Raw genomic sequence first — 15348 nt, 5'->3', positions numbered from 1 at the left:
GCAACCAGAATCAGGGCCGCGAAGGTGAAGGGCACTACTGCCTGGATCCTCAACTGATTCCCGCCAACTTTAAGATGTCCACAATGGGAGCCGGGCATTCTGCGAGAACGAAATCGAGCATGGCTGCAGGATCGGCGACGAGTTCGCCCTTGGTCGGCATGATGCCTGTAATCAGACTGTTCACCGCTGCGACGCATTCCTCCACCCGAGCTTGGGTCACGCTCGTGACGCTGTTTACAAGCATGGGGCCGATGTCGCTAAGGAGCGCACAGGCGGTGTCTGTCACCAAGTTCAGGCGCAACGGCTCAGATTCGCCGTCAAATGACACCTCCGCCACCCCGGTCTTGAGGTCGAGATTGATTGCTGGCGCCGCCTCCGGCGCCGTCCAGTTCTGATCCAGAAGCGACTGACAGGTCTGGACCTCCCCGGAGGCCAGCTCGGCAGACTGGTTCTCGTCACCTTCCGATTCGGCTGTTCCGCAGCCAGACAGAAGTAGCGAGGCCAGGACAGTTGCGGTGCATACGAACTTGATCATCTCTCAGTACATCCAGTTCGGGTAGACCTTGCGGATTCCACTGTTGTCGGTCGACTGGTAGCCATCGATGTTTGTGAAGGCGCCGCCGTTGCAGCTGGATGTGCCGTCATTCATGATCGAGTTACCTGAGCAGTGGTGGCTGAGGCCAAAGGAGTGGCCCGTCTCGTGCATGATCAGGCGTCGGCGATATGCGAAGCTCGTCGAACTGGATCCGAACCGGGAATTATTCAGATGGACGATCGAGATATGGGTGCCGCAAGGATGCGGTTTCGCCCAGATCCTGCACCACGTCGCGGGAGCCAGGTTCGACACGTTGTAGCCACCGTAGGATGAGCCGTTGCTTCGAATGAAGTTGCTGGCGGGCTCGTAGGAAAGCTTGATGTCCGTGGATGCGTTGACCGCACCTGTGCAGTTCTGTCGCGACATCCTGATTCCCGATGGCCATCTGGTGGGAAAGTCGTTCACCGTGCTCTGCCTTACCAGGTCATAGGTCTCAAGCTCCCGGTTATTGCAGCTCGTCGAAGCCACGTATGCGATCGCCAGGTCGTGATGGGCGGCGAACCATACGTATCCGCGCCTGGGGTACGGCTCGTAGATGTGGTCTGCGTGGGCACTCGGCGCCACTAAGACGACCGGCGCCGCAGAGAGGGCTCCTACTACAGCAATGATCCACCGTTTCATTCAAGAACCTCCGAAGGCCGGGTTTCATGGCGGCGGAGTTGATGCCCAGTCGCCGGGCTAGTTGCCACAACTCGATCATGGTCATGTCTAGAACGGTCTGTATATGGTCAATTTTAGTCACTCCACGCCCGGTGGGCCTTGGCGCCGAGGTTGATCACCTCGACGCCAATCCGACGAGCGCCACGGCCACCGGCGGCCGCCGGCGCTGTCGAGGTCCCTTCACGTCCGACTCCGGGTTGGTCTGAGATGACTACTTCTAGGTGATCATTCCTAGTCAGGCGTGGCATGTGCTTATTGCCTTAAGTTGTCTATCTCTCCGCCGCAACTGAGCGGCAGTTCTTAAGACCATGGGGGTCTTCATGCAGGGAGTGACAAGTCGCCGGGCGTTGCTCAGAGTCTCGGCCGCTACAGCAGGCGGCGCCGGGGTTTTCGCCGCGCTGAACTCGACGAGGGGTCCGAGCGCGCTCGCCTCGCCCTTGAGTGAAGTTCCGCTCGATCTGACTGAGGGCTTGGTCGTCGCAGTTGGATCCTGGGGGCAGGACATGGTCGCGGTCGTTTCTGACGGTGCCGTGACTGGTCTGCGGAGATTTTCTCCGAGCAGTGACCCGGGAGTGTTTGCGGCTGCCGGCGATCTCGCAGAGTTCCCAGCCTCATTTGTCGCGATGGGTGTACTTACTTCATCGGAGACGGTGTCAGTCTTCGGTGGAGAATGGACAGTTGTCGGCGAGGACTCATTTGAGCGGGGCACGGTCGGCATTACGGTGCCTGACGTCGCCGCATCGGAGACGATCGTCGACGCGCCGTCGCTCGAGAACATCGACGTCGTGAAGATGCTTCCGCGGGTCTACGAGTATTCCGAGGCGACCGGGCAGTTGACGGCGCTGCCAAGCCCGGAGGTCTCTGGAGCGGACCAGGCAATCTTCATTGAGACGCTGTTGCCAGGATCGGCGGCGTTGATCGGAATTCTTGACGCTGAGGACCTCGAAAATGTCGAGGTCAGGTTGGCGCTCTGGGCGCTGGACGGATCGATAGCGCTCGGCGTGCCGATCGGTGTCGCCAGCGCGATCTTGGACATTGTCGTTCCTCCGGGCGGCGGTTCGCTATTCGCTTTCGCAGAGGAAGGGGAGCCGGGGTCACGGACGGTGACACCGACTCTGCTCGGATTAGTTCCTCTGCCGCTTGCATCGACTTCAGGGGAGGTCGTCGCATCGTCGCGGACGGCACTCGGCAGCATGGCGATCGTCCATGACAACGGGGTCTTTCGCCGCTGGACACCAATAACCGGGTGGGTCGAGTGGGCAGACCCGCCTTGGACTGGAGCAGACCGATTGGTCGGCGTTGGTGGTGGAGCGACCACCATGTTCGCAGTCACGAACGGCGTGGATGCGTTCCGCGTCGTGGAAGCCTAGGGAGCTGTCGCATGGCCAACTATTGTCGATACTCATCCAGTGACGTGTTTCGCGCCTACCTCGGGGCGACGAGGATCAATCTCCGCGAAAGGACCGCCTACTCCGGAGGGCAGGGAGTGTTCGCGTCGGCGGCAAACGAGCGTTTCAATGCAACCTTCTTTAATCAAGCAAACGTCTGGGCGCGCGAATACGACGACATGTTCTATAACTGGGTGCCTGGCGCAGGCCGACTCGATTGGATCGGGCACGTGGGCACGTATGGACACTGCGCTTCAAGCACGACAAGCATGCATCACACAGGGAGAGCGCTCGACCTGGCGCGTATTCAGTGTGGCAGCACCGGGTGGTTCGTCGACATGAACTGGTCGTGGAAGCAGGGCCTGATGCACCGGCGGCGTTACCTGTCCGCCGCTGCATATCTACGGCGCTACTTCAAGACCGTCATCCAGTTCACCGACGCCAACCACAAAGATCACATCCACTTCGATAACGGGTCCACGCTGGGTGGCCTGAAGACCACGTCGAAGGGCGATGTCACCATCATGCAGATGGCCTGCAACTGGCAGAACGGTGAGTCGCTGACTATCAACGGGACGTGGACCTCAGGGCTCGGGGCTGCGATGACCCGCCTCAAGACGAAGATGGGTATGAGTTGCCTCGACGTCTATGGCAATCTTGATCACGCCAAGATCTTCCTCGGGGTCCTCGCCTACGACGCCGCCAACAACCAGCCAGCGGGGCAACCGTGGGGTGTCTGTTGATCAGAGCACGATCGGCCCGTTGGGTGGCTGTCACAGCCCTCCTTGTGTGCGGTACTTCCGCCTGCGCGGCCGACACCGATTCGGGTGAACCACGGACGGAGCCGTCACCCTCCAACGGATCGTGCGGAGACCACCGAACAGTTGGTATGTCAGATCGCCCGTACACCGCGGATGAGTGGAGCAGCTTGATCGCGGCAGGCGAAGTCACGCGATCCGGTGAATCCGAGATTGTGTCGGTCGACCTGGGTTCGGGAAGCAGCGCCCGTTATGTCGTTGACCTCAGTAATGGCGCCCCGGCACTGGAGAGCCTCACCTTCTGTGTCGGGGCAAAGTTCGCAGAAACGTGCGCTACCACCCTGGAGTATGGGGGGCGTTCATACGCGCGGTTCGACTCACCGTCCGGTACCGGCCCCGGGGTGGGCGCCGGCGCCGGAACGGCCTCGTTGCTCGGATGCGGCGACAAAAGCCTGCCATTTGTGCCTGTGTTCACAGCCAACGAGCAACCTGTCAGCGAAGCGGTAACGGTATCGATCGACGGCTCAGTCCGGGTGTATGCGGCCGAAGGTCCGGGCGGTGCCTGAGGCTTCCACCCTCGACGACGGCACGGTCCAATCGCTGGCGCGTCGTCTCCAGTCTGATGGCAGCATTCGAGACACCTGCGGTTCCTGATGGGCGAACAGCTGTCGGAGACCTCGGTGATTTCGGGTTGCTGCGCGGGCTGGCGGCTTCGCCCCATTCAGGATTCGGGAGTGCGGCACGGTCCGATGTCTGGTTGGTCACCGCTCGTTGACATCCACTCGGTCTCGCCAGTAGGAAGCGGCGTCCGTTTCAGCGCGCAGTGCCTCGTACTCACCTGTTCCCTTCTGTAGTGGCGTCGGCCGTTACCGCACTATCTACGTGAGACTCCAGCCCCAGATGCAGCGCCGATCCGCTCAGGTTCTCAGCGTAGGGACGGACAGACTCGATGACAGTGAGCTTGTCGGGTTGCCGTGCACCAAGGCGTTGCGGGTGCGCTTGCCGCGGCTCTCAAGGACATCCCGCTCGATCACGTAGGTCTCGAAAGCGTGGAGTATTCGGCGTGGTCACTGATGCTTCTGAGCATTCGGTCAATCCATGCGTGAACGGATTTCGACCCGACAGCATGTGGCCCGCGCCCTTGCGACGACGCGACGTCGTCAACCGCCAATGCCAATCGCGACGAGCGGGTCCGGGGGTGCCTGTCGGGACTAGCTTCGGACCAAGGTCGGCTCTCCGAAAGGGTCGCAGAACGAACTGCCGGTCGGCATCATGCTCGCCGCCCCACCCCGCCGAGAAGGAGCCCTGGTCTCCCTCGCCGCCCAGATGGCGGCCCCCTGGAGGGACCGCCGCCAGGCCCTGTGGTGACGCGCGTGCCAGCTAGCGCAGGTGCCTGGAGAGGGTGTCATAGAGCGCTTGGAGGTTGCTGGGCGTCACGTGCCGGTTGTTCCACGCCAGCATCGCGTTGAAAAGTCCGACCATCGCCCGGGTCTGCACCGAGAACCACTCGCCATTGCGTACCGGCGCGATGCCGACCTCGGTACGGATGAACTGCTTGAGACGAGTGCCGAGGTATGGCGGGTCCGGGTAGAGGTCGGAGCCCATCACGGCCACCACCCCGATGTCGGGGTTGTGCGTCATGTAGGCGGCCCGGATGCCCGGCTCATCGAAGACGTCCTTGGTGTCGCCGAACTTGACGTAGCAACCCTCGGCACCGTCGGGATAGCGGATGAACGAGCCGGCGTCGTAGCCGGGGCTGACGATGAAGTAGGTGTACCTGCTCATGGTGCGTACTCCCTCCGGCTCAGCTGATCGCGGTCGGGTAGTCGATGGCGTCGACGTAGTGCCAGGCGATCGACCAGGAATAGCCGCGGTCGTAGTCGCTCTTGACCCAGATCTCGCCGGCGTTCTGGCCGATGATCTGGTCGCACCTCTTCTCCCAGTCGCCGCCGGTGCCGTCGGTCCAGTTGCACACGACGTCCCAGCCGACGATCAGCTTCGTGGTGTCGCGGAAGTTGAAGGTGTGCTCCCGGTAGCCGATCTTCCAGTCCTCGGCGACGTGGTCCCCGCGGCTGGCGATGGTGACCCCCGGCAGGTTGCTGGCGTCGTAGCCGTGGCTCCAGCGAACGGTGCCCTTGTCGGCGTCGATCCTCTGGTTCCGCTCCGGCTCGTTGTGGACCGCGGCCTGCACCTGCGAGTAGAACGTTTGCCGGTTGAGGATCGCGGTGAACAGGCCTAGCAACTCGGAGGTCTGGGCGGTCAGCTTCTCGATCTCGTCCGGGTTGTGGGGCAGCGCCGCCTGCTGGGCCTCGATCGTCTTCTCCAACATCTTGTAGCGCTGCTCCACGAGCGGCCGGCCGAAGTCGGGCACCGTGTCCCAGCGCCCGCGGGCCAGCCAGAACCGGTCGTAGAGGTAGGCCAGCTGGGAGAAGATGAGCGGGCTGATCGGAACCTCGCCGGAGAGCGCCGGATCGATCACCCGGTAGTGCATGAGGTAGGCCTCGAGCGGCTGGAGCGACCGGCTCTTGTCGAACCACGGGAGCAGGATGTTGAGGATGTTGCCGGCGGTCCAGCCCTCCTCGGACGGCGGCGTCGGGATCCCGCTATCGACGCCGTGGGCCGTGATCCGGATGCTGATCGTGGCGTTGCAGGACTTCGCCGCGCTCTCGAACTCGGTGCTGCCCTTGGCTGTGAAGACCTGGGGCACTTCGGCCGAGAACTTGAGGCTGAACTTGCGGCGGTCCTCGGCGGTGTGGAAGTGGCACTGGTAGAGGACGTAGAGCACCGAGGCCGAGCGGTAGCCCGCGATGAAGTAGTCGCCGTACTTCTCCCGGAAGTCTTGGCCGGGCTCGACGGCCAGCTTGTAGCGGTCGTGCGGCGCGAGGGAGTACTGGCTGCGGTTCACCGTCATCTGTGCGATCAGGGTGACCGACAGCTCGGAGACGGCGAGCGAGTCCAGGAACGACGTGCTCGCGCCGACGGTGATGCCCTCCATGTTGTAGGAGCCCTCGACCGACCCGGCGACCAGGCTGGACACGTCACTTTCGGACTCGATGAGGGAGTAGACGTAGGTCGGACTCATTTGCGGCTCGTCCTGCACCTCGAACGGCTCGACAGCGCGGGCCCGGAGCTGTCCGGTCACGGCGTCGACGCCGAGTCCGAGACGGTAGTCGCCGTGCCAGGGCTGACCGATGACGGTGGTGTTGAGCAGGGTGGCGGCTGCGGGTTCGGCGGTCTGCTTCATAGCGGTGCCTTTCGGGGGTGTAGGAGCTGGCCCGGCCAGACTCCGCGGCCCGGATCACCGGCGGATCACCCCGCGGGGGCGCTGATCACGCGGCGGTCACCGCAGGTGTTGGACCCGCTCCACGACGCTGTCCAGCCGCACCCAGACCCGGGTCAGGTCGCGCCGCGCCTGGTTGAGGTCGGCGAGCAAGGCGTTCACTTCCTCGCGTGCGAAGTCGGTCGGCGCCGCCAGCCGCCGGAAGAGCTCCACGGTCTGCGGCATCGGGGCGACCTGGAGCACCCGCTGGAGAGTGATCCGGCAACGTTCGAACTGGCTCTCCACCAGGTCTTGTCGCCCGCTGGCGGCGTAGGCCCGCATCAGCGCGCGGTGGATGTCCTCACGGACCGGCTCGACGTCGAGAGCGCGCTCACCCAAGCGCGCAATGCCCTCGACGTCGGCAACCGTGCCGTAGTACCGCACCAGGTGGCTGAGAGCGATCAGGTAGAGGTTCTCAACCCGGGCCCGCGCGCCGAGCACCCACTCGTCTTCGACGGTCGGAGCGAGCCGGCCACGATAGAGGTCGACGGCCTGCTCCAGCCGTTCGACCTCGGCGACCGTGATCGCGTGCGGCGACAAACGCACGACATCGCCGACCAGGTCGCTGAACGCCCAGACGTCGACGGTGATCCGCGCCGCATCATCGATGCCGATCGTTTGCGACCCGTGCGGGGTGACGATCAGGTCGTCACCGTACGCCGCTCGTGTCTCGTTGTTCAACCGCCAGGCCGCCGTGTTGAGCCGTCGCCGAGCCAGCGGCGGCGGGGAGTCCGGGTAGAGGTGTGCGGCGGCGACGGAGCGGATCCGACCCGAGCGTGGCCCAAGGGCGAGGTATGCCGAGAGCCGGGCCGCGCTCGACGTCAGCGGGTGGGCGTTGCCACCGAGATCGATCGACGGGACGCCGAACAGACAAAGGATAATCCCCGAGCCCGGCATCGCTGTCCCCATCCGTTGCGTTTCCACGGTGGTGCGCCCCACTCACGCTGGCAAGTTGCGGTTGACAGAGTCTGCCAGCGGCGTGCCGATGCAGCGAAGTTTTGCAACAAATCTGTCAGCCCGTCAGGAATCACCGCCTCAACCAGCCCGGTGCCGCGGCTGCGGCGACCAGTTCACCGGCCCCCACGGGAACACGGCGGGCAGCGGACGCCGGTGACGAGGGTGAGGTCGCTGCGGTTGCACTTCTCAGCCGGCCCCCATCCGTTCAGGTCCTCCAGTGCGGCCGCGACGAGCAGGCGCTCCTTCATGTCCTCGAACGGGATCGTGACGCCCGGGTACGTTCGAACCGAGTTCCAACAACGGCCCGGGGGAGGATCTTCTCCCAGGTCCCTGAGCGGTTGTGGATGACATCCGAGACCTCGCATCTGCCGCCCCTGGAGGCGGCCAAGGAAGGTCGCCCAAGTGTCATTCCCGGCGCGGGCTACCGGGTAATTGCGGCTGCCGTCAAGCACATGCCCCGGCGCCTTACCCGCGTGGCGCAGCGTCGAACGCGGTAGACACCGAGCCTCGCGCACCTCCATGCGGAGGGTGCGCTCCAGGAGTTCGTCGAGGGTGATCCTGCGGCCGTCTGCTCTAGTTCTGGCGTGAGACTTGACCGCTGCGATGGGCTCGCAGGATCGCTTCACGCTCCTTGATCTGGGCGTGGGCGGGCGGTACTGGTTTGCGTCCGTAATTGAACGCGAGTGCGGCGTACCAGGTTTCGACGGTGATTCGGTTGCTGACGGCGATGGTCATTGCTAGGAGCATGGCGAAGGGTGCGGCTTTCCTGGGGCCGATGGCTCCTCGCGACAGGTCTGTGCCGCCGTTGGGTCGTTTGAGGATTGAGTTGTAGCGCTCGTTGGCTGAGCGGGGGCCTCGGTACCAGTGAGCGTGTTCCCAGGTGCCTGGCATGAAGTCTTGCCAGGTCTTGAAGGCGTCTAGTGGGATGTTCAGTCGCATCTCTCCGCTGTCGTTGTTGCAGCATGCTGGGCGCTTGTCGGAGGGCAGTTCGACGGGCGCGTCGGGTACGGCGGGGAGGTGTGCGAGTTCGGGATCGTCGAAGTCGTCGAAGATTTCGCAGCGCGCAGTGCCTTTGACGGCGGGGCAGGTGACGGTCACTTGCATGACCGGTTCGGCAGGTTCTGCCTGCTTGCCTTGTCCACCGCGCTTCCGGTTGGTGGTTTCTCGGGGACGTCCGCTAGTGGTCATCTTCATTGCCTTGAGCCGCTGCTCGAGTTCGTCGTGGGTCGCCAGTTCCTGGACGGAAGGGGTTCGGAGCGTGAGTTCGGATCCGGGTTCGCTGCCGGGCAATTGCAGCTCGAGTCGTTCGAGTTGGGCCCGGCTCGCACCGGGGCATAGACAGGATCCTCGGTAGAGAAGCGCGCCGGGGGTGCGGGTGCCGTCGTCATTCTTGACCGCTCCGACTTCGTAGAGGGTGGTGCGATTCTTCGCGTAAGTCGTGACCAGCCCGTACGAGCGAGCATGCGAATCACGATTGAGGTTGGGGCCCTTGTACCCGCCGTCGACGATGATGTACTGCTTGCGGTTGGACGGCCGCGGGGCACGTAGGCCGTTGCCTTCAATGGCATCGACGATGTTGATGACGGCGTCGGAAAGACCGCCTGTCGGGTGGTGGATGTCGGCGGCGAGACACAGGTCTGGCACAGCGTGTGGCTGGGTGCCGCGCGCTGCGGCGATGCCTAGGCTGAGCCCGACAACGGCGGGCGCTAGTCCCTTGTGTGGTCGGCTGTGGGCGTGGCGTCGTGCGGTGAAGTTGCCGGGTGCGATGTTGGGCGCGAGGTCACCGAGCCCGACGACGACGTGGGTTTCGTCGACAGCAATGTGTCCCTCATGGTCAACGAGGAGCCCGTCGTGGATGCTGGTTCCCGGGTGTCGCTTGTTGTTCTCGTGGACCAGGCTGGCGTGGATGATGGCGTTGACGAGTTCGCGTTTCAAGGTCGTCCGTGGAGCGAGGTCCAATGACTGGGCTGCCTTCGCGACATCGGCCTTAGTGGGGCGGTTCCTGCGGCTGTGGTTGGCCGTGATGGGCGTGTCATCCATGGGCGCGTAGAAGTGGTTGAAGGCGTCCCACATGCGCTGGTACTCGGCTTCGCTGGCGAGCTTGGCTCGTCGGATGCCTGCGTCGTCGGTGGTCGCAGGTCGCATGGCTAACAGCCGGTCGGGCGTTCGTAGGGCACCGAGACCGATGATGTTCATTTGCTCGTCGGAGTACCTGAACCAGAGTGCGTCGTACATCGCCTTGTAGGTGTAAGAGGTGCCGGCGGCAACGAGTTCGTACATGGCGCACGCAAAGCCGTGGGCCGTGTACTGGCCGTGCTTGCGCGGCGCTCCCCTGTTGGTTCGAGGCCCTGCGGCGGCGGCAAGTCGATCTTCCAGTTTGGCGATCTTCATAATCGCGTCCGCATCGTTGAGGTGCGCGTCGGTGTCGTACTGGGCGGTGTGGGTTGCCGTGAGGTGGATGGTCATGATGCGTCCTGTAGGTGGGCGTAAGTGCTGTCGAAGGCACGGACGATCTCGATGGGCGTGAGGTCGGGCATGTAGGGGATGAGGTCGGCAAGCAGGTTCGACGCTGCGCCGACTCCGCCCGCTTGAGCGACGGCTGGGAAGGGGACCCCGGCGACGAGCGCGTCACGCATCCAGGTGTGCCGAGCGCGAACGATCTTGAAGTCGTTGAATGCGCTGGTGTGCTTTGCGAGTCGCCACACGAGGTCAGAGATTGCGTTGGCTCGTCGCCCGACGGTGGGCCGAAAGAGGAAGTGCCCTGGGGCCATTTCGCGGCTCCTCTCCAGGAGCCAGCGTGCTTCTGCGCCGTAGACGGGAACGTCACGGACCCAGTGCTTACGTGCAATCTGGACGACGACCCGTCCGCGCCGGGCATCGACCTGGTGGGCGCGCATGGTGTGGATCTCCTCGGACATGCAGCCGGCTCCGAACGCGAGTGCCAGCATTGTTCGGGCCTCTTCGCCTTGCCAGGTGTCGAGTGCGTTGGCCGCTTCCCACAGGGTGCTGCGTTCGGGGTAGGTGTAGGGCGCTGAGGCTGGGGTCCGGGCGAACTTGGTCTGTCGAACGGCGCCTTGTCGGTGCAGTCGGCGCAGTTGTAAGGCGTAGGTGCCTCGGGTGCGTTCGGTGACCTCTTGCTTTCCTTGTTTGAGGAAGTCGCGAATCATGAGTTCGTTCAGGTCTCGGTCGGGTCGAAACTCGCCATCTCCTGTGCGGTTGCGGGCCCAGAGGGCGTAGGCGATGCCGATGGCGAGGAGTGCGCGGTCCGATACGGGGCTGCGGTATTCGAGTTTGAGGATGAGGTCAATGACTTGCGGTTTGACGGCGGCAAGTCCTGCTGTGGGGCCTTTGGACGCTGTGCTTTGGAGCGTGGATCGCCGTTGGGTGTCGCTGATCGGAGGGGTGCCGCAGATTGCGTAGTCGGCGATTGGTGCCGGTTCTACCGGTGCAGCGCTGCGTGGAGCGCTCTTGGGTTCGACCGTCAGGTCGTTGGAGGCGCTACGGGCGTCGGGGTTTCGGTCGGTGGCAGCGATTCGGATGCGCGCCTGATGGAGTTCGGCGTTCCGCTTCTCCAAGGCCAGTGGGTCTTCTGTTCGACTCCGTTGCACTTCTTCGGGGGAACGTCGACGCCGTGGGGGCTTGTTCTGGTGGTCGGCGGGGGCGCTCATCGCGAGGTACCTCCGAGTCCGAGGTGGAGTGCCTGTTCCTTGAGGCTTCCGTTGCAGCGGGTGGTTGCAGGCTTGCGAGGCTGGACGTCCGCGGGGTTGGACGTCCTGTCGGTGTTGACCTGCATCCTTTGGGGAGCAAGAGTTGTGCACATCGAGGCGTTCTTCTTTCGTCGATTGTTTGGGGGCGTTTCGGTGGTTCCGGTCGTGTTCTCGACCGGGCGCAACTTGGGGCGAGAGCAGCTGCTCTAGTCCCGGGAGGGCGAGCTGCGTTGGTGCGCAGGTCGCCCTTCTTTGCGTCAGAGATGTAGCGGATCTGTCACATGACGATGAGGGGTTCCGGTTGCCGGGTCAAGCAATCACACTCCTGTCGTTTCTCTCGGCTACCCGGGTTGGGTGCCATTCGCCGCTCGTCAGCAGCTACGAGAAGAACTGTGCAGTCCGGACGGGACATTGCGCGTTAGAGACGCATTCGAGGACCCGACGGCAAGCCCGACGGAAAGTCGGGCTGCGACCGGTGGTCCACATGAGAACGACCAAAGGACAGCGCGATCGCGGCCTCGTTTCCGCAGCTGGCAGGCGACAAGGGAGCCCTTGGAAGAACCGCGAGTGGCGTGTACGTCTGCCGGAATCCGCTGCAGTGCCACTGCGCCCGACGGAAAGACCGACGGAAACCGACGGAAACGGTCTCGAACCGTCCGAGTTCACGTGATCATGGATGCAGCACCCACACGACAAGGCCCGCCATGAACTACATCGCCATCACCGAGGGCGTCGAGTACGACCCCGACCGGCACTCCCCCACGTCAGAGCCTGTGGGCGATCCGACAAACCCGCGCGACATGAGGGTCCAGCCTCAACGGCGATCAGCCCAGGACGGAACGCCGTACTGCGGATGCTGTCCAACTGCGCTCTCCAGATATCGGACTGGACGACCCGGCGGCATGTGTAAGTCCTGCGAGGCAGAACGCGAGCAGGCACGGAAGCAGGAATACGAGATTCGCCGCCGCGACGCCAAACGAGCCCATGCCAGTCCCGTCGAAGGTGGCTCAGCTCAGCGGAAGGTCGTAATGAACGGCGAGGATGCCGACGAACTCAAACAGATCATCGACAGCCTCACCCGGGCCGTCGGGGACGCGGCCTCGCACTTCCAGGACGACTACGACGCCGACACTTGGCAGCACAGGCTTCTGCTTGCATCCAAGGAGCTCGTCCGCTGGCGGATTGCCACGCTCCGGTCGGCACAGGAACCGACGGACACACCTAAGGGTGCCGGTTCTGGCCCCGCCGCGGATTGATGCTGACATGCCCAGCCTTGCAGGCGAGAACCCAGCGGAGTCCCCCAATGAATTGGCTGAACTGCTCGGTCCGTTCTGGTCCGAAGCAAGAGTACGCAACGCACTCGGCGTTCTGACACAGCAGGACCTGGCGTCGCGCCGCCGCGATGGATCAGTCCTGGGCCTTGAGAGTTCCGACGGAGTCGTGGTCTACCCAGTGAGCCAGTTTCACCGCCGGCCCGATGGATGCACTGAGGTGAAGCCAGACTTGGTGCCCGTGTTGCAGACACTCAGCGAGTTCGACCCATGGGCCGTGGGTTTGTTCCTGCAGACACCTGCTCCCGAGTTGGACGACCTCACTCCTTTGGAGTGGATGCGAACAAACAGGCCCGCGGAGGGGCTGGAGCAGCTGGCTCAGGTCCTTGCACGCGAGTGGGCGGGCGGCAATGTGTGACTCGGCCGCGCATCGCCCGCCAGTCCCCCAACCCAATGCAGGAATCCATAAAGTGCTCGAGTGGCGGTCGGCATGGGCAGCATGCGAGCGGACATGCGGCATGTAGGCAAGTTCTCGCGCACTTCCTCGCCCCAACAAAGCTCAGGAATCGATCGCGTCCAAAGCGTCTACTTCATCACGCTCTACGCCCTTGATCGAGCTAGCACGGCGTTGTAACAGTCTCGATGCGGGCACAACGATAAGGGTCGCAAGCGCTCCGCCCGCAGCGCCCACCAGTACGTCCTCCAATGCGGCGACCCGTCCCCGGACAGCAAATGCTTGGGCCCCCTCGATGCCTAGCGGCACAAGTGCCGACACGGCAAGCCCAACAAGCATCTGCTTCCGCGGCCGGAACCTCGCAAGCACCAAGATCGGGACGGGCACCAGCAAGAGCAGGTTGCCAAGGAGTTGGGCGCGCTCAGGGCCGTAGGTGAGGTCGCTCTCCCAGAGACTCCATTCGATCCGAGGCTGATACTGGAGGTCGACGTATGCCTTGGGCGTCAAGGTGACGACAGCGACTGCGAGAACGTAGCCCAGCAAAAGCACTTCCGACGACGCGACCCAAAGCGGCGTAGTCGAACCTGCACGCCGAAGGAAGCGAGCTCGAATCCCGACCGCTATGGCGCCGGCCGGTACGGCAACGAGCGCGAGCAATGCCAAGTCTGCGCCAAAGTCGCGGACCAGGTTCGTGGGATCCAATGTCGTCCTTCCAGATCACTGATCGGGCACATGTCCGAACGCAAGGACCCGCCACCTGGCTACTGGACCAAGCGACGGGTCCTGCGACCGGTGCTTAGGACCCGCCGCTGATGGTACGGCCGTTGTAGGCGACCGACCCGTCCCAGGAGTACTTCTGCGAATCGCGGTGCGGATACAGAAGCGTCATCTTGACGTACAGATCGTCACGCTGATTGACCATTGACCACTTGACGGTTCCAGCGCAGTCGATGATGTACTTGTCGCCTCCGATTTTGGTGTCATCGAACGCGTCGGCCTGGAAGAGTTGCATTTTGATGTCTGGCCGGTCATCGCCGGCGTAGGTGTTGCTGAGCCTGTTGCACGGATACATGTTGCGGACGCTGATGTAGACGTCCGCTTCCTTCGAACTGTCGAACTCGCGCGAGTTGATGCAGCAGTACCCGCTGAAGGAGTAGTCGAAGCCGCTGCCGACGGCCATTGCTGAAGGCGCGACCAGAAACGACGTAAACAGCGTCATCAGCGCTGCCGCTATGGGAACTACAAGTGTCCGCTTGATGCTCATACGGTCTGATCCTTGCCTAGAGGGGCCGCCCCACTTCCCCGCGGGACAGATCTGGGCAACCTATCACCTGTCTAGATTTGCCTAGCGGAGGTGTTGGGCGAGCGGCGCGAGACCCGCTGACTCGACGACTTGATGACGCAGAGTCGACTTCCGCAGTCGAGGTGAGCGCCTCTCGGGCCGGCACCCAACTGCATGTCCGCGTTCGCTGGGCCCACCCAGAACCTGGGTGGCCTGTGTCCACTGGAGATGGACTAGAGATGGCAGGATTTAGGCCGGCTGGCGGAGTTGGCTCACCTCGTCAGCCGGGAGTGGTTGGCCGGAACCGGATGACACCCATGCCGAGTACGCGCGCCGTCTGACCTAGACGGAATGTAGCGTTTTCGCTACAATCAACGGACTGCCGATCGCTCCTTTGGAGGCCCCATGTCGCTCGACGTACACGAACCATTGCCGCTGAAACGGTGGATCCGAGGCACCCTCCGCATCCACTTCACGCACGGTCACGTGGCAGAAATCGAGGTCGACCAGGCAACAGCTGACCGAATGAGACGCAAGGTCGACGGACTCGATGGGCCTGACTTCGTGGAGGCCGCCGGGGTTAGTTGGCTCCAGTTTCGCGACGATGCAGTCGTGCTCCTGGAATGGGCACCCGGTGCCGATCTTGGTTGGGGACCAACCTCCCCAGAGGATCGTCAGAAATTAAAGGAGAACGGGCATCGCCACGGCGTCCTTCAGAGTCTCGCTGACATCTGGGCGGAGTCCGGCAAGGACCCGTCGTACTGTCCACACGCAATGATCCACCTCTTCCATGCGGCCTGTAGCGACCTGTCACCCGACGACTGGAAGAACCTGGCTCAGTTCCTTGAAGGAGAGTCCGGCGCCCAAGTCGTCAGCGACGCGGAAGCATCCCTTTGCGACCGGGACTCAACTGACAAGGCGAGAGCCCGGAAGCAGTCGTCCCCGTCCGAGTCAGAT

At 63.4% G+C, this 15348-nt stretch carries 14 protein-coding genes; 5 read left to right on the top strand and 9 right to left on the bottom strand.

Annotated features, from left to right (window positions below; genetic code table 11):
* Nucleotides 1–49 precede the first annotated feature (49 nt).
* Together ACOADB_RS02715 and ACOADB_RS02710 are read right to left on the bottom strand one after the other, a co-directional pair.
* Nucleotides 50–535 carry a hypothetical protein gene (locus ACOADB_RS02715; RefSeq protein ID WP_378596376.1) on the bottom strand — a complete coding sequence of 162 codons (486 nt, stop codon included), beginning with the start codon at nucleotides 533–535 and terminating at the stop codon, nucleotides 50–52.
* A gap of 3 nt (nucleotides 536–538) precedes the next feature.
* Nucleotides 539–1216, bottom strand: a complete 678-nt coding sequence (locus ACOADB_RS02710; RefSeq protein WP_378596375.1) for a hypothetical protein — start codon at nucleotides 1214–1216, stop codon at nucleotides 539–541.
* Nucleotides 1217–1563: 347 nt separating this feature from the next.
* Here ACOADB_RS02710 and ACOADB_RS02705 point away from each other — a divergent pair, with 347 nt between their 5' ends.
* Nucleotides 1564–2625 carry a hypothetical protein gene (locus ACOADB_RS02705; protein ID WP_378596374.1) on the top strand — a complete coding sequence of 354 codons (1062 nt, stop codon included), beginning with the start codon at nucleotides 1564–1566 and terminating at the stop codon, nucleotides 2623–2625.
* 11 nt (nucleotides 2626–2636) lie between these two features.
* Complete coding sequence (locus ACOADB_RS02700) at nucleotides 2637–3386, top strand: hypothetical protein (protein WP_378596373.1); 750 nt, start codon at nucleotides 2637–2639, stop codon at nucleotides 3384–3386.
* 1395 nt (nucleotides 3387–4781) lie between these two features.
* Here the strand turns inward: ACOADB_RS02700 and ACOADB_RS02695 are convergent.
* From ACOADB_RS02695 to ACOADB_RS02675, 5 genes are all read right to left on the bottom strand, one after another.
* Nucleotides 4782–5186: a hypothetical protein gene (locus tag ACOADB_RS02695; RefSeq protein ID WP_378596371.1), complete on the bottom strand. Its 405-nt coding sequence runs from the start codon at nucleotides 5184–5186 to the stop codon at nucleotides 4782–4784.
* Nucleotides 5187–5205: 19 nt separating this feature from the next.
* The gene (locus ACOADB_RS02690) at nucleotides 5206–6645 is read right to left on the bottom strand and encodes a hypothetical protein (protein ID WP_378596370.1); all 1440 of its coding nucleotides are present in this window, start codon (nucleotides 6643–6645) and stop codon (nucleotides 5206–5208) included.
* Nucleotides 6646–6741: 96 nt separating this feature from the next.
* Complete coding sequence (locus ACOADB_RS02685) at nucleotides 6742–7629, bottom strand: AfsR/SARP family transcriptional regulator (protein ID WP_378596369.1); 888 nt, start codon at nucleotides 7627–7629, stop codon at nucleotides 6742–6744.
* A gap of 621 nt (nucleotides 7630–8250) precedes the next feature.
* Nucleotides 8251–10143 (bottom strand): hypothetical protein, encoded by a 1893-nt coding sequence (locus tag ACOADB_RS02680; protein ID WP_378596368.1) that lies wholly within the window; start codon nucleotides 10141–10143, stop codon nucleotides 8251–8253.
* On the bottom strand, nucleotides 10140–11345 hold the full coding sequence (locus ACOADB_RS02675) for a hypothetical protein (RefSeq protein ID WP_378596367.1): 1206 nt from the start codon (nucleotides 11343–11345) through the stop codon (nucleotides 10140–10142). The genes ACOADB_RS02680 and ACOADB_RS02675 overlap by 4 nt, the downstream gene beginning before the upstream one ends.
* Before the next feature lie 743 nt (nucleotides 11346–12088).
* On the opposite strand from ACOADB_RS02675, the gene ACOADB_RS02670 reads away from it, so the two are divergent.
* Entirely contained in the window at nucleotides 12089–12640 is a 552-nt protein-coding gene (locus tag ACOADB_RS02670; RefSeq protein ID WP_378596366.1) for a hypothetical protein, read from the top strand.
* Between the two features lie 7 nt (nucleotides 12641–12647).
* Nucleotides 12648–13073, top strand: coding sequence for a hypothetical protein (locus ACOADB_RS02665; RefSeq protein ID WP_378596365.1), 426 nt, complete (start codon nucleotides 12648–12650; stop codon nucleotides 13071–13073).
* Nucleotides 13074–13214: 141 nt separating this feature from the next.
* Here the strand turns inward: ACOADB_RS02665 and ACOADB_RS02660 are convergent, their stop codons facing one another.
* A complete protein-coding gene (locus ACOADB_RS02660) occupies nucleotides 13215–13811 on the bottom strand; it encodes a VanZ family protein (RefSeq protein WP_378596364.1) in 597 nt (198 codons plus the stop codon).
* A 94-nt stretch (nucleotides 13812–13905) separates the two neighbouring features.
* Entirely contained in the window at nucleotides 13906–14373 is a 468-nt protein-coding gene (locus tag ACOADB_RS02655) for a hypothetical protein (protein ID WP_378596363.1), read from the bottom strand.
* 423 nt (nucleotides 14374–14796) lie between these two features.
* Here ACOADB_RS02655 and ACOADB_RS02650 point away from each other — a divergent pair.
* A partial coding sequence (locus tag ACOADB_RS02650) for a hypothetical protein (RefSeq protein ID WP_378596362.1) occupies nucleotides 14797–15348 on the top strand: 552 nt, incomplete at its 3' end.

This window comes from Nocardioides sp. CPCC 206348, from assembly GCF_048654705.1.
Lineage (GTDB): Bacteria > Actinomycetota > Actinomycetes > Propionibacteriales > Nocardioidaceae > Nocardioides.
This window is presented reverse-complemented; position numbering and strand designations above follow the sequence as displayed.